Origin of the sequence: Paraburkholderia phosphatilytica (assembly GCF_003443895.1) — a bacterium.
Taxonomy (GTDB): domain Bacteria; phylum Pseudomonadota; class Gammaproteobacteria; order Burkholderiales; family Burkholderiaceae; genus Paraburkholderia; species Paraburkholderia phosphatilytica.
Genome location: NZ_QQOA01000012.1, coordinates 85,090 through 101,519 on the forward strand (window position 1 = coordinate 85,090; position 16,430 = coordinate 101,519).

General features: G+C 61.6%; 23 protein-coding genes. 16 read left to right on the forward strand and 7 right to left on the reverse strand.

What is annotated here, in order from left to right; genetic code table 11:
- Positions 1–165: 165 nt before the first annotated feature.
- From DVS29_RS15275 to DVS29_RS15350, 16 genes are all read left to right on the forward strand, one after another.
- Positions 166–1,131: a hypothetical protein gene (locus DVS29_RS15275; protein WP_124800651.1), complete on the forward strand. Its 966-nt coding sequence runs from the start codon at positions 166–168 to the stop codon at positions 1,129–1,131.
- Entirely contained in the window at positions 1,112–1,804 is a 693-nt protein-coding gene (locus DVS29_RS15280) for a type VI secretion system Vgr family protein (protein WP_124800652.1), read from the forward strand. The genes DVS29_RS15275 and DVS29_RS15280 overlap by 20 nt, the downstream gene beginning before the upstream one ends.
- Positions 1,804–2,208, forward strand: coding sequence for a phage tail protein (locus tag DVS29_RS15285; protein ID WP_118181309.1), 405 nt, complete (start codon positions 1,804–1,806; stop codon positions 2,206–2,208). Before DVS29_RS15280 ends, DVS29_RS15285 begins: the two co-directional genes overlap by 1 nt.
- Positions 2,205–3,356: a baseplate J/gp47 family protein gene (locus DVS29_RS15290; RefSeq protein ID WP_118181310.1), complete on the forward strand. Its 1,152-nt coding sequence runs from the start codon at positions 2,205–2,207 to the stop codon at positions 3,354–3,356. The genes DVS29_RS15285 and DVS29_RS15290 overlap by 4 nt, the downstream gene beginning before the upstream one ends.
- A gap of 47 nt (positions 3,357–3,403) precedes the next feature.
- Positions 3,404–4,030, forward strand: coding sequence for a hypothetical protein (locus DVS29_RS15295; RefSeq protein ID WP_240655630.1), 627 nt, complete (start codon positions 3,404–3,406; stop codon positions 4,028–4,030).
- Between the two features lie 66 nt (positions 4,031–4,096).
- Positions 4,097–5,824 carry a hypothetical protein gene (locus DVS29_RS37835; RefSeq protein ID WP_240655632.1) on the forward strand — a complete coding sequence of 576 codons (1,728 nt, stop codon included), beginning with the start codon at positions 4,097–4,099 and terminating at the stop codon, positions 5,822–5,824.
- A gap of 1 nt (position 5,825) precedes the next feature.
- Complete coding sequence (locus tag DVS29_RS15305; RefSeq protein ID WP_164707925.1) at positions 5,826–6,344, forward strand: DUF4376 domain-containing protein; 519 nt, start codon at positions 5,826–5,828, stop codon at positions 6,342–6,344.
- Positions 6,341–6,640: a hypothetical protein gene (locus tag DVS29_RS15310; RefSeq protein ID WP_118181421.1), complete on the forward strand. Its 300-nt coding sequence runs from the start codon at positions 6,341–6,343 to the stop codon at positions 6,638–6,640. The genes DVS29_RS15305 and DVS29_RS15310 overlap by 4 nt, the downstream gene beginning before the upstream one ends.
- Before the next feature lie 57 nt (positions 6,641–6,697).
- Positions 6,698–6,997, forward strand: a complete 300-nt coding sequence (locus DVS29_RS15315) for a hypothetical protein (protein WP_118181312.1) — start codon at positions 6,698–6,700, stop codon at positions 6,995–6,997.
- Positions 6,994–7,536: a lysozyme gene (locus DVS29_RS15320; protein WP_118181313.1), complete on the forward strand. Its 543-nt coding sequence runs from the start codon at positions 6,994–6,996 to the stop codon at positions 7,534–7,536. Before DVS29_RS15315 ends, DVS29_RS15320 begins: the two co-directional genes overlap by 4 nt.
- A gap of 59 nt (positions 7,537–7,595) precedes the next feature.
- A complete protein-coding gene (locus tag DVS29_RS15325) occupies positions 7,596–8,021 on the forward strand; it encodes a hypothetical protein (protein WP_118181314.1) in 426 nt (141 codons plus the stop codon).
- 68 nt (positions 8,022–8,089) lie between these two features.
- Complete coding sequence (locus tag DVS29_RS15330) at positions 8,090–8,293, forward strand: hypothetical protein (RefSeq protein WP_118181315.1); 204 nt, start codon at positions 8,090–8,092, stop codon at positions 8,291–8,293.
- Position 8,294: 1 nt separating this feature from the next.
- Complete coding sequence (locus DVS29_RS15335; RefSeq protein ID WP_118181316.1) at positions 8,295–8,831, forward strand: DUF7338 family protein; 537 nt, start codon at positions 8,295–8,297, stop codon at positions 8,829–8,831.
- Positions 8,828–9,382: a hypothetical protein gene (locus DVS29_RS15340; protein ID WP_118181317.1), complete on the forward strand. Its 555-nt coding sequence runs from the start codon at positions 8,828–8,830 to the stop codon at positions 9,380–9,382. The genes DVS29_RS15335 and DVS29_RS15340 overlap by 4 nt, the downstream gene beginning before the upstream one ends.
- A 150-nt stretch (positions 9,383–9,532) precedes the next feature.
- Positions 9,533–10,630, forward strand: coding sequence for a CAF17-like 4Fe-4S cluster assembly/insertion protein YgfZ (gene ygfZ, locus DVS29_RS15345; RefSeq protein WP_118181318.1), 1,098 nt, complete (start codon positions 9,533–9,535; stop codon positions 10,628–10,630).
- A gap of 80 nt (positions 10,631–10,710) precedes the next feature.
- Positions 10,711–11,586 carry an NRDE family protein gene (locus tag DVS29_RS15350; RefSeq protein WP_118181319.1) on the forward strand — a complete coding sequence of 292 codons (876 nt, stop codon included), beginning with the start codon at positions 10,711–10,713 and terminating at the stop codon, positions 11,584–11,586.
- A gap of 33 nt (positions 11,587–11,619) precedes the next feature.
- Here the strand turns inward: DVS29_RS15350 and DVS29_RS15355 are convergent, their stop codons facing one another.
- The 7 genes from DVS29_RS15355 to DVS29_RS15385 form a co-directional block, all read right to left on the reverse strand.
- Positions 11,620–12,579: an alpha/beta hydrolase gene (locus DVS29_RS15355; protein ID WP_118181320.1), complete on the reverse strand. Its 960-nt coding sequence runs from the start codon at positions 12,577–12,579 to the stop codon at positions 11,620–11,622.
- Between the two features lie 4 nt (positions 12,580–12,583).
- Entirely contained in the window at positions 12,584–13,453 is an 870-nt protein-coding gene (locus DVS29_RS15360) for an SDR family oxidoreductase (RefSeq protein ID WP_118181321.1), read from the reverse strand.
- A 33-nt stretch (positions 13,454–13,486) separates the two neighbouring features.
- Positions 13,487–14,485, reverse strand: a complete 999-nt coding sequence (locus DVS29_RS15365) for an NADP-dependent oxidoreductase (protein WP_118181322.1) — start codon at positions 14,483–14,485, stop codon at positions 13,487–13,489.
- A gap of 129 nt (positions 14,486–14,614) precedes the next feature.
- Entirely contained in the window at positions 14,615–15,088 is a 474-nt protein-coding gene (locus DVS29_RS15370; RefSeq protein ID WP_118181323.1) for a PaaI family thioesterase, read from the reverse strand.
- 9 nt (positions 15,089–15,097) lie between these two features.
- Entirely contained in the window at positions 15,098–15,400 is a 303-nt protein-coding gene (locus DVS29_RS15375; RefSeq protein ID WP_164707926.1) for a Dabb family protein, read from the reverse strand.
- 211 nt (positions 15,401–15,611) lie between these two features.
- Complete coding sequence (locus DVS29_RS15380) at positions 15,612–16,010, reverse strand: hypothetical protein (RefSeq protein WP_124800653.1); 399 nt, start codon at positions 16,008–16,010, stop codon at positions 15,612–15,614.
- Positions 15,976–16,326, reverse strand: coding sequence for a hypothetical protein (locus tag DVS29_RS15385; protein ID WP_118181325.1), 351 nt, complete (start codon positions 16,324–16,326; stop codon positions 15,976–15,978). Before DVS29_RS15385 ends, DVS29_RS15380 begins: the two co-directional genes overlap by 35 nt.
- Positions 16,327–16,430 lie beyond the last annotated feature (104 nt).

A 16,430-nucleotide genomic window follows, 5' to 3' on the forward strand; every position in this document is an offset into this window, starting at 1 on the left:
ACGGTACGGGGCGCGGTGCAAATCTCAACTGACACGAACGCCGCCCCCGTAACTGTGGGCGGCTGGGTGTCTTGGGAAGTCGATAACAACACGCACCATTCGCCCGACACATTCGAAGTAGTTTTCGCAGCGAACGCACTGCCCGATGCATACGACGCGGCATGGATGACCAGTCAGAAAGTCATGTACGTGTCGCTTTGGGGCGGAACGCCAAGTGACCCGACGAATTGGGCGCTCAACGAACTGACTCAATGGATTTACGGTCAGGTCGATACGGTCGAATTCGATCCGGAAGTCGCGACGATCACCCTGAAAGGCCGCGACCTGACGCGCGTGTTTCAGGACGCAAAGACAACGGAGAAGTGGCAGAACAAAACATCGTCACAAATCGCAACGCTACTCGCGAAACGCCACGGCTTGACACCGGTTGTCACGGCGACGTCGACGCAGGTCGGCAAGTTCTATCAGATCGACCACGACAAGATGACGAACGCGCGCACGGAATGGGACATTCTCTGCGAACTTGCGCGATTCGAGCGTTACACGGTGTACGTGCAAGGGACGTCGCTGTACTTCCAGCCTATCCCCGATTCGAGCGCTCCACCTAGCCAGATTCTTAACTGGTTCCCGCGTAGCCCCGTAAATGGATTCCCAATTGCGGACTACAAATCGATCAAGTTCACGCGAGCGCTGACGGTTTCAAAAGGAATCGTTGTGGTTGTCCGCTCGCTGCACGACAAGATGAAGCGATCGTTCACGGCGATCTACCCTGGAAACAGCATTCCGAAACAGGGTGTTGGCTCTCAGGCTGGCTCTGAGCCTCAGGTCTACTACTTCAATGTTCCAAACAAGACGCAGCAACAATGCGTTCAACTCGCGCAAGCGAAGTATCAGGAACTGGTGCAGCACGAAATGAAGTGCGACATAGCGTTGCCAGCAGCCGGTAACGACGGCATCACGAAAAACAGTTCGATCGGCATACGCGGGACTGGAACCGCGTTCGATCAAACGTACTACCCCGACACGCTAAAACGGTCGCTCGACATCGAAGGCGGATATTGCCTGACCATCGGCGCAAAGAACATGTCTCCAGACGCACAGGACGCAAGCAATGGGCAAGCATCTAGCTAACGCAATGTCGCAACGCGCCGCGCTGGCAATGCTCGACCTGAGCATGCCGCGCACGGGATTCGTGACGAGTTACGACCCGAACGCATACGCAGTAAAGGTTCTGATTCAGCCTGAAAACCTTGAGGTTCCTGGCTGGATTCCGCTTGGCGCGGCAGCGATCGGTAATGGCTTCGGCATCGTGTCGGGGCCTAACGTCGGAAGCAACGGCGAGCCCGGAGACATGGTGCAAGTCACGTTCGACGGCGGTAGCCCGGACGCCCCGCGCATCACCGGGCGATTTTTCAATACCGTCGACATGCCTCCTGGTCCGGTCCCTTCTGGCGATACCTGGATCGTTCATCCGTCTACGTCGTGTCTCAAGTTCAACGCGGACGGAACCATAACCGTCACGGCGAACGCGCAAATCACGTACACGGCAACGCAACACAATTTCGTCGGCCCTGTGCAGATGCAAAGCACGCTACTAGTTGAGGAAGAAATCACGGGCCAAGGCGGAATGGCAATCAGCGGCACGAACAGCAACGGCCAGACGTCCACCGTAACCGGAAACATGAACATTAACGGGAACGTCGCGACGGAAGGCACCCTAACAAACAACGGTACAGACGTTGGATCGGGCCACTATCACGGCAACGGCAACGGCGGCGCCAACACAACTCCCCCTGTTGGTTAATGAGCGACATTTACCACTATTGGGGTAATGATCTAACCGTAAGTCCTACTGGCGATCTTGAGGTAGCCAGCGCAACAGACAGCACAGAGCAGGAAATCATTCGCGCCCTGTTGACTAACCCGCTTCTGAAAGACGTAAGCGGCGATCCGGTCGCACAGGCTGATTACACCGACCATCCGGAATGGGGCGCGGGCCTCCCGCGTCGCATTGGCTCGTCTATCGATTCGAGCGAGCTTGCTGCGCTCATCACGAGCGTACTTGTCACCTTCCCCGGCGTGGCGCGTGTACCGATTCCCTCTGTGTCTGTCGTGCAGGACGATCTAGGAACGGCGACGGTTGACATTACCTATTACAACACGATAACCGGCCGCACTGCGGTTATTTCCTTCGACCTGAATAAATGACCGTACAACAGAATTCGTTCTCTCAGTTTCTGAGCGGGTTTGCATCAACGGTCCAGGGTAAGTGTTCGACGCTTCTAAATTTCGTTATCGGCTCGGTCATCCGGTCGATTGGCGAAGCGACAAGCTGGATGGGCGTATGGTTGCAGTCGCTAGTGCTGCAAGGCATCGCGCTCACCCGTGCGGCGTCGTCCAACGGACCGGACCTGGATTCGTGGCTTGCTCAGTTCGGCTTTTCCCGTCTCGCACCTACCGCCGCATCGGGTAACGTCACATTCTCGCGCTTCACGCCTACGAATGCGGCGCTAATTCCTGTCGGCTCGATCGTTCAGACGCAGAACGGCGCGCTGCAATACCAGGTTGTCGAAAACACGTCCAATGCAGCATGGGACGCGACCAATAACGGATACGACTTGCCCGCTGGCACGTCGTCCGTTTCGGTGCCTGTTACCTGCATCACGCCTGGGTCGAACTCGCTCAGCCTGCCCGATGCGTCGGGCAACGTCAGCGAGAACGCAATCAATGCCCTGTATCAGTCGATCCCCGGCGTAGACACGGTAACGAACCCGCTCGCATTCACGAACGGCGAGAACGCAGAAAGCGACGCGGCAGCGCGCATCCGTTTCGTGGCGTGGCTGGCGTCCCTCTCGAAGGCGACGAAGGCGGCAATTCTCGCGGCAATCCTGGTGCTCGGCGATAACTTCGCCTGCAACGCGACGGAGAACTACACGAAGGGCGGCACGTATCAGCCGGGTTACTTCTATGTCATCGTGGACGATGGCACAGGTAACCCGACAAGCACGGTCCTTTCTACGGTGTACAGCGCAGTGGATGCCGTTCGTCCTTTCACGTCGACATTCGGCGTGTTTGGTCCGTCCATTCTGAATGCGTCGATCGTTATGGCGATCGAGACAACCTCGACCGGCGTCGGACACGTCGCGACTGCTGCGCTCGTGCAAACAGCGATCACGAACTATGTCAATGCGCTGGTGCTCGGGCAGTCGCTTTCGTATTTCCGTCTCGGTCAAATCGCGCTCGATACGTCGCCGGACGTCATCAGCATTACGCTCCTGACGCTCAACGGCGTGACAGTCGACCTGACGGCGACGAATCAGCAGGTTATCAAGCTCTCCAGTATCGCGGTGACGTAATGGCTACAGGCGATCAAAGCGACTTTCTCGCGCGTCTATGGGCGCGCATGCCGAATGCCTGGTTCCCGCTTGGCGCGACCGTCATCAATGCTGTTCTGTCTGGCATCGCGTATGTGTTAGCGACGGTCTACACGTCAGTGCAGTTTTTCATTGCACAGGCTCGTTTGTCGACGTCGACAGGCGGATGGCTCGACCTGTTCGCCGTCGACTACTTCGGATCGACCGGATTGCAGCGCAACGCGAACGAGGCGGATGGATCGTATCAAAGCCGCATCAGCATCAACATGCTGCGCGAGCGAGGCACGCGGCGCGCTGTCATCAGCATCCTGACGCAGCTAACCGGCAACGCGCCGACGATCATCGAGCCGTCGCGACCGCAAGACACAGGCGCATACGGGTATGCGATGGGCTACGGCGTTGCAGGCGCATACGGCTCTCTGCTGTATCCGTATCAAGCGTTCATCACGGCATATCGCCCTGTAGGAAAAGGCATCCCCTATGTCAATGGTTACGGCAACTACGCAGGCGGCTATTCGACGCCTTCGCGAGCGTCCTACGTCGATATTTCCGATGTAGCAACGGGCGTGTCGGACGCGCAGATTTACGCGGCAATCGCTTCCGTTATGCCAGCCGCCACGATTGCATGGGTGAGCATCACCAACCCGCCCGCCTAAGCGAAAACACCAGTCAATTCGAATTCACAAGCCCGCCCCGTGCGGGCTTTTTCTATTGGGTAATCAATGGACCGTCAAGTAGTTTTCCCCGGCGCAATCCCGCTCGAAACCGACATTCTGAACACGAACAAAAATGTTTTGTTCGCAATCGGTCAGCTTGCGCAAGACATTTTCGGGACCACGACGCTGTTTAGCGGTCTGTCGTGCATCCCCACCGTACCGGCGTCCATGTCGGTTTCGGTGCAGCCTGGCGCGGTGTATTCGCAATCGGTGTTGGACGCAACGAATTACTCGTCGCTCGTCGCCGATTCCGTCACGACGCAGAAGCAAGGCATCTTGAAGGCTGCGCAATCGCTCGCGCTCACCGCGCCTACCACGGTCGGTTATTCGGTTAACTACCTGATTTCCGCCGCGTTCATCGAGCAGGACATTAACCCGGTCGTGCTGCCGTACTACGACGCGGCCAATCCTGCCGCTGCGTTTAGCGGCCCGAACAATACCGGCGTGTCGCAGAACACCACGCGGCAAGACACGGTGCAACTGACGCTGACCGCTGGCGTTCCGGCCACGACCGGATCGCAAACGACGCCTTCGACGCCTGCCGGTCAATTCGCGCTGTACGTCGTCACGGTTGCATACGGCGCCGCAACGATTACGGCTGGCAACATCACCGCAGTTAGCAATGCTCCGGTCATGCCCGCCAGTTTGCTCGGTATCGTGCAAGGATCGCTTTCCACGTCCGCGACTGACACGGGCGCAGCGAACGCGTATGCGGCTAGCTACCTGCCCGCCATTACCGCGCTCAAGAACAATCAGACTCTGGTTTTCGAGGCGGCGCACACCAACACGGGCGCATCGACGTTTTCCGTTAATGGGCTGACCGCATACCCGATTCTCGGCGCGGCACATCAGGCCTTGACCGGGAACGAAATTGTCGCTGGCGGCAAGGTTGAGGTTATCTGGAAAGCAAGCATCAGTTCGTGGATTTTGCTTGCGTGCACTGGCGGATCGGACCAGGTTGCGGCGGCAGTATCCGCGAGCCATGCAGTGCAGTTCGGGCAGGTTTCCGGCGTCGTCGGTCAGGTGCGCAATCTGGTCATGAGTGTGGGCGCCGCGAGCGCTTCGGCCTCGCTGACCACCGACGAAGTCGTGCTAGAAACCGCGCTCGGCGGCCTTCGATATTGCGTCGGGAACGCTAGCGGATCGATCAATCTCGCCGGCGCCAATGGTGCCGGGGCGATGGATACCGGTAGTGCGCCTACCAGTGGCTATGTCGCGATCTACGGCATCTACAATCCGACAACGAACACGTTCAACCTGATTGGCGTTAACGCGACGAGCATCGTTGCCCCTAGCGTTTACTCCAACGGGCACATGCCAGCAGGATATACGGCTAGCGCACTGCTCAGCGTGTGGCCGACTACGAGCGGTGGTCTGTTGCAGATCGGCAATCAATTTGATCGACACATTGATTGCTTCCCTGTTCAGGTTCTGGCAACAACGACCTCCGCAACGAACCAGTCGCTGAGCATCGCTTCCGCTGTTCCGAAGAATGCAAAGACATTCGACGCCAGCGGCCTTGTCGGCGGCGCAAGTTCCAGCGGCAACACGGACGTAACTTTTTGCGGCACGTCGAATCAGATCGGCGCGCGTCAATTCGGTGGGTATGTCGCGAGCGGAGTTAGCTCCTACGGCACGATGAAGAATATCCCGCTAATTACCGCACAAACTACCTATTACACGTGCCAAGGTAGCGTCACAACGACCGTTTCTGTCATTGGGTACGATTTCTAACATGACTACGATTTTCGTCCAGTTCGCGGATGCAACGGAAACCGTTGTAGTCGCGACGTTCGGGTGCTCTCAGGATGCAAACGAGTATCCGAATCAGGGTGAGATAGACGCAACCGATTTGCGTTATCTCGCGTTTTCGAATCCTTCTGCAACGGTCCCCGGCGCGAAGGCCGCTCAAATTGCAGCGTTGAATTCGGCATATCAGGCGGCAATCACCGCGCCTGTAAGCTACACGACGGCGGCGGGAACTACGGCGACTTTCAATCAAGACGCAACGGCGAAATCGAACCTGCAAAACGCCATGCTCGCGAGCGAAAAGGCGGGTACGTGGCCCCTCAATCTGTGGCTATCCGCTGGGGGCGAGGCGGTAACGCCTTTCACGTATGCGGACCTGCAAGGGCTCGCCGCTGCGATGGAAGCCGTCGACGCGCCGGACTACACGCAACTCCTGTCTCTCGTCGCGCAAGTGAACGCGGCTACCACTGTGGCGGCCGTGCAAGCCGTAGTGTGGCCGCAATGAGCCGACTTCAACTGTTGACCGTATGGCTTCTGATGGTGGTAACGATGCCGATCATGTATGTAGGAATGCTGTGCGAACTGTCGTTCGGTGTTCCGTCCCGCGCGGAGAACATGGCAATCGGCTATGACTGCGCGATGGGCGGCATGTTCGGCAATCCGGCCTACATGACGATTTCAGCGCGCACCGGCAACGGCCTGATTGAGGGCGCGCGCTGGGCAAAGATCGTCAGCCCCATCATCGATTTCTTTTTCGGCAAAGGGCATTGCCTCGCAAACGCAACCATCAAGCCCGCGTAACAAACCGTCTATCTGTCATCGAGCCCGCCGCGTGCGGGCTTTTTTTATGGGAATTCGATGGACGTTCACATCGTAAATGAATGGTCGCTCGCGATCGTTACAGCGTTCGCGGTGCTTTGCTTTTGGGCATACCGAAGCACAAACGCGCGCCTAACTGCATCTGAAGCGGCGACTAGCGAGCGCATCAAGAAAGCCGAAGACGCTACCGCAGCGCTGGCCCTGCATGTGGCGGAGGACTACGTATCGGTGAAGCGCTTCGAGGCCTACACGGATCGTTTTGACGAAGTTGCAAAGCTCATCTTTGAAAAGCTCGACAACGTGCGCGACAAACTCGACACAAAGGCGGACAAGCAATGATGCAGGTATCTGAAAACGGCGTAGCCCTCACCAAGGCATCCGAAGGGCTGTATCTCATCGCGTATCCCGACCCGGCATCCGAACTCGGCAAAGCGCTACAGAGCGCGGGCCTGTGGCAAGGCGTTCTGTCTGGAAAGGCAATCCCGGTCGCAATGGCTCATCTCGACGGCGCGCCGTGGACGGGTGGATGGGGGCATACCGGACCCGACGTCACGCCGCGCATGGTGATTACGCTCGCACAGGCGGAAGCGTGGATTGTCGCTGACTTGCGCAAGGCCGCGTTCGTGGTGAACAAGTACGTTGTCGCCACAATCAACCAAAACCAGTTCGACGCACTGAGCGATTTCGTGTTCAACGAAGGCGCCGGGAACTTCATCAGTTCGACCCTGTTGCGCATGCTCAACGCCGGTAACTACGGCGACGCCGCGACGCAGTTCGACCGCTGGGATTTGGCGGGCGGCCATGTTATGGCTGGTCTCAAGACGCGACGCACCGAAGAGAAGGCGCTCTTCATGAAGCCCGCAAGCACGCCGCACTGACCCGCCCGCACATCGATCAACATAGCCCGCCTAGTGCGGGCTTTTTTACGCCCATACACATGACGCCCGCACACGAGCACGAGCAAGCTACCACACTGCATATCGACATTTTCTATCCCGATCATCCGCCGCGCACCGAATCCGCGCTGTTCCGAAAAACCAAGCATCACCTGGTGCACGTGCTCGATACGCCGTGCTACGTGTGCGACACGAAGGAACACCGCGAAGTGCACCACTGGCACGCGGAATGGGCGGACGCCGAAGGTATCGATTGGGACAAGATGCGCGCGTTGCATCCGGCCTTCGACTGGTCGACGTTCAAAGAGCCGTCCGACTTCATCGATTCGGAATACAACATGAAAATCCTGTGCGCCAAGCATCACCGTGGCATCAATCACGGGATTCACATGGTTCCGCTGCCGATGTGGGAGATGCAGCGCATTCAGAAGGCCGATTTCGTGTTCACGCCGGATGAAGAAAAGTAGTCCGAATTGACTATCGACTATCTTTGTGGTACTGTTGCGCGCGTAACATACCACGGAGATAGTTCAAAATGAAATTGTCCGACCTCATCACGGACGACGCCGGGAAGGTTCTGGAGCCCGCCTACTTCTGGTCCGCTGCCGCGATTCTCGTCGGCTTCGGACTGGAGGTTTATTGCTCCATCACCGGCAAGCCGTTCGATTTTCAGGCTTACGGCATCGGCGCTTGCGCCCTGCTCGGCGGCCTCGGTCTGTCCGCCAAATTCGGGAAGTGACATGTACACACGATGGCTAGCCTTCTCCCTCGCGAACTTCGTTGTGACGCTGCTAGCGTACTTGCTGGCGCCCTTGCTGCCGCTATTCGCAATCGGCCGCCCAACGCTCCCTTCGTGGCTCGCGTATTTCCAGACGCCCGACAACCCCTTGGACGGCGACGCGAACTTTCAGGCGAACGTAGCGCCCTTCCGTGGCGCGCAGACTGGATGGCGGCAATACATCAACCGAATCTTCTGGCTGTTGCGGAACCCTGCCTATGGGTTCGGATTGACGGTTATTGCATTCCAGGCGACTAAGGGCGCGCTGGTCGCACGCAAGCGAGGCAATCTGGACGTCAGCGGCGGCCCGACCGAAACAGGCTATTTCCATGCCGACCTGATCAACCCGGATGGGTCGTGGTGCTGGGAACTGTACATCGTCTGGTGCTACAGCAAAACGCGAGCGCTGCGCCTGAACCTCGGCTGGAAAATCTGGAACCCAACGCCGTGCGCGTGTCAGTTCGCGATGACCGTCCAACCCTTCATGAGCTACACATGACCCTCCTACTTCTGCTCCCCTCGCTGCTCGGCAAGCTGTTCAAATTCGCCGTCGCGCACTGGCGTATCGCCGTCGCCCTGCTCGCCGCCGTCGTCCTGCTCGGGACCGGATACCACTTCGGATCGAGCCGCGTGCAGGCGAAATGGGACGCCGCCAAGGTCGCGACCGCGAAAGCCGTCGCCAAGGTCAACACGGCACAGGTCGCACAGACCGCCATTGTTCAAACCAAAGTCGTTACAAAGCTCCAGGTCATCCACGACAAGGGCGCAACCATCACGAAGGAAGTCATCCGCTATGTTCCGCTTTCTACTCCCGATTTGCCTTATGGTTTCCGCCTGCTCCACGATGCCGCCGCCGCAGGTGTGCCACTTCCCGCAACCCCCAGCGGCGTTGATGGCCCCGCCGTTCCTGCCGCAACCGTTGCCGAAACCGTCAGCGACAACTACGCCGGTTGTCGTGCCGACGCCGCAATCATTCGTGGCTGGCAACGCTGGGCGCAGCGCGAGCTAGCGACCACGGACGGCGCCGCCTCGGCGGTCGCGGTACACTAGACCTTGTTGCGGGGCGTGTGTGCCAATAGTGTGCCATACCCCACACAGAGAGTCGCAACCGATTGATTATGTGGTGATTTTTATAGTCGCATACCCCATATAATACAAGTTCGCACACGCCAAAGTCAGAGTTGACTGTCCCCGGATCACATGAATACGCCGCTCGCTTCTTCATCCGGCGCCGCCGCGCCGGGCACCGCACCCTCCGCTTCCGTCACGCCTGCCAGTCATGCCGCGCCGCTCGTGCGCCCCGCGCCCGATGAATTCGACGCCGTGCTGTCGCGCGGCGCGTTCATGCCGCTCACGCAGTTCGGCATCGTCGACGTCACCGGCGACGACGCGGCGAGCTTCCTGCACGCGCAGCTGACCAACGACGTCCAGCATCTCGACGCATCGAGCGCGCGCCTTGCCGGCTACTGCTCGCCGAAAGGCCGCCTGCTCGCGTCGTTCCTCACGTGGCGCCATGGCGACACGATCCGTCTGCTGCTCGCGAAGGACGTGCAGCCCGCGGTGCAGAAGCGCCTGTCGATGTTCGTGCTGCGCTCGAAGGCGAAGCTCGCCGATGCGAGCGCGGCGCTCGCCGTCGTCGGTCTGGCCGGCGACGTGCGCCGTGCGCTGTCCACCGTGTTCGACGCGGTGCCCGACGGTGTGCACGTGAATGTCGATGGCCCCGCGGGTTCGCTGATCCGCGTGCCCGATGCCGCCGGCCGGCTGCGCTATCTATGGATCGGCCCGAAAGCGGAAGTGGAAGCGCGCCTGCCCGGACTCGAACAGAAGCTGTCGCGCGTGTCGCCCGCCGTATGGGACTGGCTCGACATCCACGCCGGCGAGCCGCGCATCACGCAGGCGGTGAGCGAGCAGTTCGTACCGCAGATGGTCAACTTCGACGTGCTCGGCGGCGTCAACTTCCGCAAAGGCTGCTATCCGGGCCAGGAGATCGTCGCGCGCAGCCAGTATCGCGGCACGATCAAGCGCCGCATGGCGCTCGCGAACATCGCTGCATTCGGTGACAAAAGCGGTGACGCCGCGCATCCGGTCGCGGCCGGCGCGGAGCTGTTTCAGGCGGACGATCCGGGCCAGCCGTGCGGCATGATCGTGAACGTCGCCGCCGCGCCGCAAGGCGGCGTGGACGCGCTCGTCGAGATCAAGCTCGCCGCGCTCGAAGCCGGCGGCGTGCATCTCGGCGCGGCCGATGGCCCGTTGCTGTCGTTCCTGCCGCTGCCGTACGCGTTGCCCACCGAAAACTGAAGCCGTGCGGCGGCCCGCCTTCCGCTGGCCGCCGCATTTCCCGCCCCCCGCGCTTCCGCGCTCCCACGAGTGTGCCCACGATGTGCCTGATCGTCTTCGACTGGCGTCCCGATGCCGACGACGGCGCGCTCTTCACGCTCACCGCGAACCGTGACGAGTTCCTGCGCCGCACGGCCATGCCGATGGCCTGGTGGGGCGATGCGCCCGACCTGCTGGCAGGCCGCGATCTGGTGGGCGGCGGCACGTGGCTCGGCATCACGCGCGACGGCCGCTTCGCCGCGCTGACCAACTACCGCGCGCCGAGCGAATTCCGCGCCGATGCGCCGACCCGCGGCACGCTCGTCAGCGCGTGGCTTACCGGGGAATGGCTGAGCGGGGAATGGCTCGACGGCGGATCGTCCGACAGCAAGCGCGAGCTGATCCGGTCTGCGACGCCGCTCGACTATCTGCGGCACGTCGCACGCACAGGCGACGTCTACAACGGCTTCAACCTCATTGTCGGCGACTGGCGGCGGCGCGAACTCGGCTGGTACTGCAACCGCTCGGCCGCCGCGCCGGCACTGCTCGCCGCCGGCACGCACGGCATCTCGAACGCGGTGCTCGACACGCCGTGGCCGAAGCTCGTCAGAAAGCGCGCGGAACTCGGCGCGCTCGTCGGCGACGGCGGCCAGCCGCCGCTCGACGAACTGGTGAAGCTGATGCGCGACCCGCAGCTCGCGCGCGACGACGAACTGCCTGCGACGGGTATTTCGCTCGAACGCGAACGGGCGCTGTCCGCGGCATTCATCGATACGCCGGACTACGGGACGCGCGGCACGACCGCGCTGCGCGTGATTGCGCGCGATGGGCGGCTCGCAGTGGAAGCTGTCGAGCGCAGCGATGACAACGGTTCGCATCGGCTCGCGCGGCCAGGGCACTTCGAGACGCGATATGCGTTCGACGTTGCCAATGCGTAGTGAGGCAGCGAGGTTGCGCGGTAGCGGGTCCGCTCACTCCACGCCGAACGCCTGCCTCAGCGCAAGCGCCGCGTCCGCGTGCGCCGCGGCCACGTCCGGCACGAAGCGCCCGATCTTGAAGAACTCGTGGACCATTCCCGCGTAGCAGTGGAACGTCACCGCGTTGCCCGCTGCGCGTAATTTATCCGCATACGCCTTGCCCTCGTCGCTAAGCGGATCGTATTCGGCCGTCGCAATCCACGCGGGCGCGACGTGGCTGAAGTCCGGCGCGCCGCGCGCGCCGTCGAGCGGTGCGAAGCGCCAGTCTTCGCGGTCCTCCGGGTCGAGCACGTAATGATCGAAGAACCACTGGATCGTCTCGGCCGTCAGCAGATAACCGTCGGCGAGCCGCACGTGCGATGCGCTCTGCTGATGCGCGGACGTTCCCGGATAGATCAGCATCTGCAGCACGAGCCGGATGCCGGCGTCGCGCGCGAGCACCGCGCAGACCGTAGCGAGCGTGCCGCCCGCGCTGTCGCCGCCAACCGCAAGCCGTAACGGATCGATCGCGTAGCTCGCCGCTTCCGTATGCAGCCAGCGCAGTGCATCGAACGCGTCGTTCACCGCAGTGGGAAAGCGATGCTCGGGTGCGAGCCGGTAGTCGACCGACAGCACGGCGCACCGCGCGTCGCGCGCAAACATCCGGCACAGCGCATCATGCGTATCGACGCTGCCCACCGTGAACCCGCCGCCGTGGTAATAGACGAGCGCCGGCAGCGGTTCGGCCCAGTGCGGCTGCGTCGGATAGTAGAGCCGCGCGCGGATCGTGGCGCCGTCGCGGGTGGGGACCGACAGGTCTTCCACCGCGTGCATCGGCGCGGAGTCGATCTCGAGAATCGTCGCGCTCTTTTCGTAGGATGCACGCGCCTGCTGCGCGGTCAGCGTTGGGTACGCCGGACGCTTCGCTCGCGCGACCATGTCGAGCATCTGCGCGATTTTCGGGTTCAGCGGCATGCGTCTAGCGCGTTTCGTTGACTTCGGGCTTCAACGACATCGGGTCGGTCGGCTCGCGCAGCGTTTCGATGTCTTCGTGACGCAGGCGCACTGTGGCCATGATGCCCGGGTGCGTGACGATGTAGAAGCGCCGCTCGCGCACCGCGTCGAACGTGATCTGCGCGACGTCGTCCGCGGTGAGCTTGCCCGAGCGCACCGCGCGCTGCAGCTGCTTGCCAGCGGCGAGCTGCGAACGCGTCGGCGCATCCGCATTGCGCAACATGTCGGGCCGCGCGCGCTCGGCGTCCGCGATGCCAGTCGGCACGAACGCCGGACACAGCAGCGAGCAGCCGACCTCGCCGCCCACCGTCTTCAGGTCGTGATAAAGCGTCTCGGTCAACGACACCACCGCGTGCTTCGACGCGTTGTACACGCCCATTGCCGGCGGGGACAGCAGACCCGCGACCGATGAGGTATTGACGATATGCGCGGGCTCGCCCTGTTTCAGCATGATGGGCGTGAACACCCGCACGCCGTGCGCGACGCCCATCACGTTGACGCGAAACACCCATTCCCAGTCGTTCGCGCTGCTTTCCCAGACGAAGCCACCCGCGCCGACGCCTGCGTTGTTGAACAGCAGATGCACCTTGCCGAAGGCGCCGAGCGTCGCGTCGGCAAGCGCTTCGATCTGCGCCGCATCCGACACATCGGTGCGCACGCCAATCGCTTCCGCACCGCTCGCGCGCGCCGCGTCGACGGTTGCCGCGAGCGCCGCATCATCCACATCGGCCAGCACCAGCTTCATGCGAAGCGCCGCCGCCCGCTGCGCGAACGCGCGGCCGAAGCCGCTCGCCGCGCCAGTGATCACGGCAACCTTGCCGTCGAAGTCGAACATCGCGATTCCTCTTGAAAGGCCTTTGCGCGCCGGTCAGATCAGCTTGACGAGCTGCTTGCCGAAGTTGCGTCCCTTCAGCATGCCGAGAAAAGCTTCGGGCGCGCTCTCGAGACCCTGCGCGACCGTCTCGCGATACTGCAGCCGCTTCTGCGCGACGAGCGTGCCGAGCTGTTTGAGCGCTTCCGGCCAGACGTCCAGGTGTTCGGTGACGATGAAGCCCTGCACCAGCAGCCGTTGCGTGAGGATCGTGCCCGGACGCTTCAACGGAATCGGCTCGGAATCGTAGTTCGCGATCATCCCGCACACCGCGATGCGGCCGAACGCATTCATCCGCGCCAGCGTGACGTCGAGTATCTCTCCGCCGACGTTCTCGAAGTAGCCGTCGACACCATCCGGTGTGGCCGCTTTCAGGTCGTCGTACAGTTTGCCCGCCTTGTAGTCGACACACGCATCGAAGCCGAGCGTTTCGACCACGTAACGGCACTTCTCCGCGCCGCCGGCAATGCCCACCGCGCGCGCGCCGGCGAGCTTCGCCAGCTGACCGACGACACTGCCGACCGCGCCGCTGGCCGCGCTCACGACGACTGTTTCGCCCGCCTTCGGCGTAATGATGCGGTTGAGCCCATACCATGCGGTGACGCCCGGCATGCCAACCGGACCGAGATACGCCGACAGTGGCACGTGCGTATCGTCGACCTTCTGCAGACCCCGGCCGTCCGATACGCCGAATTCCTGCCAGCCGAGCACACCAACCACCTTGTCGCCCACCGCGAATTTCGGATGCTTCGATTCGACGACCTCGCCCACCGTGCCGCCGATCATCACTTCGTTCAGCGGTTGAGGCGTTGCATACGACTTCGCATCGCTCATCCGTCCACGCATGTACGGATCGAGCGACAGATAGTGGTTGCGCACGCGCAGTTCGCCATCCGCGAGCGGTGCGAGCGGCGCTTCGACCAGACTGAAGTTATCGGTGCTCGCAGCGCCTTGCGGCCGCGACACGAGCAGGATCTGACGGTTGATGTCGGCCATGCGTCTGTCTCCTGATGAGGATGTAGTGTGTTCCGCTCGACCGTTGCGCGACGTCGCGGCAACGGCCTGTTCGCGTCTTGCCCGCCGCGCTGAAACTCAAGTGAAACCCAGCTGAACGTCAGCTGAAAATCAGCCGTCGCTCGGCCCCGGTTTCGCGGACGGATCGGTGCGCAAACGCTGCTGCGCGACGTCACGGCCGACCGCGAGCCGTTTCATGTACTTGAACGTACCCAGTGCCTTCGCGACGAAATGTCCTTCGCTGTCGCGAATCTCGCCTTCGCAGTACGCCATCGTTGTAGAACGATGCAGCACGCGTGCGAACGCGCGCAGTTCGCCGCGACCGGGCTGCATGAAGTTGACCTTCATCTCGACCGTGACGACGCCGACGCCGTCTGCCGCGAGACTGCGCGCCGCCATCGCCAGCGCGACATCGGCGATGGTCATCGTGACGCCGCCGTGCGCGACGTCCCATGTGTTCAGATGGTCGGGCGCGAGGCGAAGCACGACTTCGCTCGCGCCATCCATGGCCGACACGACCTGAACGCCGAGGCGATCGACGAACGGGCTCTCGAGAGCTGGCAACGTCTGTTTGCTGTCACTCATCGCCGCAGATCACACTTCGAAGTCGACACATTCGCGCGCTTCACGCACCGCGCTGACGAACGACTTGAGCGCGAGATGCGTTGGGTGCACCTGGTATGCGTCGAGCGCGGCCTTGTTCTCGAAGTCGGAGATCAGCACGACATGGTGCGTCGAGTCGAGACCTTCGCTCGTCACGCCCACTTCCAGATGCAGGATGCCCGGCACGATGTTGCGACAGGCTTCGAGCTTTTCCTTCAGCTTCAGCGCATTTTCCGCGCGGCTCGCACCCTCGGCGTGCTCCTTCAACTTCCACATCACGATATGTCTGATCACCGGCTTCACCTTGCAGAACGAATTGGACCATGGTCGGACGTCGCGCGCGCCGGCGTGCCTCGGAGACTAACGAGCCAACTGCTCCCGCAACGCTTGTGGCGACAGTCCCAACAGCAAGGAATTGTAGCCGAGCGCGCCGAAATCAGTCGCTGCCACGGGCATCCGGTTCCACCGTTTACGGCTTGCTCCAAGGCTCGCCTCACGGCTCATGTCAAGGTTCGCCAGTGGGCCTTGCGCAATGCAGGTTCAACCGGCGTGCGGCGCGCCGGTTGTCACCGGAGCGGTCCGGAAAACCCGCAGCCCGAGACCATGACCTGACGCACTCCCGCAGCGAGATCGCCGTAGCCAGCGCACCGCCGATGTGGAACACTGCGCGTTCGTCCGCCAATGCACCCAAGTTGGCCGGTTCCAGCACCAGCGTGAGCAGCATCACCTTGATGCCCATCACGGTGCTGCCGGCGGTCGTCATGGCCAGCGCGAAGTCGCCGAGATCGCCCCATCTCCGCTGGTACGCATTGGCCAACAGCAGCGTCACGAAGCACAGCCCCGCGGCCAGCGCGCTGCACAAGCCGAAGTCAACGGCTGCGGCCGAAGCAAGCCATGCTTTCATTGCAGACACAGAACACCCCGCCAACGATCAACCCGATCAACGTACCGTTCGTACCAGCGACACTGCCCAGACCCGCACCGCCGAGCATGCCGACAATCGCCAGTTCGAAGATCCGGTTCAGCTTCGCGCCGAAGGAAGCGTGACGCTCAGCTTCCCAGGCCGATTCCGCGGAATCATCCACATCTTCAAGCAGACAATTCTCCGCTGCGTACTCCCTCTGCCCGTGCTTCTGTCGAATATCCTGTTCACGCTTCACGACGAATCGCGGAGCCGCCCGCCCGAAACGCCTCGCCGTGCCGAATTTCGGCATGGCCATTACTCTGCTGCTTCGCTGCATTTCCACCCTCACGTCCAGTTCAGATCAATTCATACTGCAGTCCTTACGATCATACACAACTGGACATCAGGATTCCATCTGTC

Excerpts from the sequence above, each read along its gene's own strand:
- DVS29_RS15320 (WP_118181313.1), top strand. The coding sequence starts at position 6,994 with ATGATGCAGGTATCTGAAAACGGCGTAGCCCTCACCAAGGCATCCGAA.
- DVS29_RS15355 (WP_118181320.1), bottom strand. The coding sequence starts at position 12,579 with ATGCCGCTGAACCCGAAAATCGCGCAGATGCTCGACATGGTCGCGCGA.
- DVS29_RS15285 (WP_118181309.1), top strand. The coding sequence starts at position 1,804 with ATGAGCGACATTTACCACTATTGGGGTAATGATCTAACCGTAAGTCCT.
- DVS29_RS15310 (WP_118181421.1), top strand. The coding sequence starts at position 6,341 with ATGAGCCGACTTCAACTGTTGACCGTATGGCTTCTGATGGTGGTAACG.
- DVS29_RS15365 (WP_118181322.1), bottom strand. The coding sequence starts at position 14,485 with ATGGCCGACATCAACCGTCAGATCCTGCTCGTGTCGCGGCCGCAAGGC.
- DVS29_RS15335 (WP_118181316.1), top strand. The coding sequence starts at position 8,295 with ATGTACACACGATGGCTAGCCTTCTCCCTCGCGAACTTCGTTGTGACG.
- DVS29_RS15295 (WP_240655630.1), top strand. The coding sequence starts at position 3,404 with ATGCCGAATGCCTGGTTCCCGCTTGGCGCGACCGTCATCAATGCTGTT.
- DVS29_RS15315 (WP_118181312.1), top strand. The coding sequence starts at position 6,698 with ATGGACGTTCACATCGTAAATGAATGGTCGCTCGCGATCGTTACAGCG.
- DVS29_RS15340 (WP_118181317.1), top strand. The coding sequence starts at position 8,828 with ATGACCCTCCTACTTCTGCTCCCCTCGCTGCTCGGCAAGCTGTTCAAA.
- DVS29_RS15330 (WP_118181315.1), top strand. The coding sequence starts at position 8,090 with ATGAAATTGTCCGACCTCATCACGGACGACGCCGGGAAGGTTCTGGAG.
- DVS29_RS37835 (WP_240655632.1), top strand. The coding sequence starts at position 4,097 with ATGGACCGTCAAGTAGTTTTCCCCGGCGCAATCCCGCTCGAAACCGAC.
- DVS29_RS15305 (WP_164707925.1), top strand. The coding sequence starts at position 5,826 with ATGACTACGATTTTCGTCCAGTTCGCGGATGCAACGGAAACCGTTGTA.
- DVS29_RS15275 (WP_124800651.1), top strand. The coding sequence starts at position 166 with ATGACCAGTCAGAAAGTCATGTACGTGTCGCTTTGGGGCGGAACGCCA.
- DVS29_RS15370 (WP_118181323.1), bottom strand. The coding sequence starts at position 15,088 with ATGAGTGACAGCAAACAGACGTTGCCAGCTCTCGAGAGCCCGTTCGTC.
- DVS29_RS15380 (WP_124800653.1), bottom strand. The coding sequence starts at position 16,010 with ATGAAAGCATGGCTTGCTTCGGCCGCAGCCGTTGACTTCGGCTTGTGC.
- DVS29_RS15350 (WP_118181319.1), top strand. The coding sequence starts at position 10,711 with ATGTGCCTGATCGTCTTCGACTGGCGTCCCGATGCCGACGACGGCGCG.
- ygfZ (WP_118181318.1), top strand. The coding sequence starts at position 9,533 with ATGAATACGCCGCTCGCTTCTTCATCCGGCGCCGCCGCGCCGGGCACC.
- DVS29_RS15280 (WP_124800652.1), top strand. The coding sequence starts at position 1,112 with ATGGGCAAGCATCTAGCTAACGCAATGTCGCAACGCGCCGCGCTGGCA.
- DVS29_RS15360 (WP_118181321.1), bottom strand. The coding sequence starts at position 13,453 with ATGTTCGACTTCGACGGCAAGGTTGCCGTGATCACTGGCGCGGCGAGC.
- DVS29_RS15290 (WP_118181310.1), top strand. The coding sequence starts at position 2,205 with ATGACCGTACAACAGAATTCGTTCTCTCAGTTTCTGAGCGGGTTTGCA.
- DVS29_RS15325 (WP_118181314.1), top strand. The coding sequence starts at position 7,596 with ATGACGCCCGCACACGAGCACGAGCAAGCTACCACACTGCATATCGAC.
- DVS29_RS15385 (WP_118181325.1), bottom strand. The coding sequence starts at position 16,326 with ATGGCCATGCCGAAATTCGGCACGGCGAGGCGTTTCGGGCGGGCGGCT.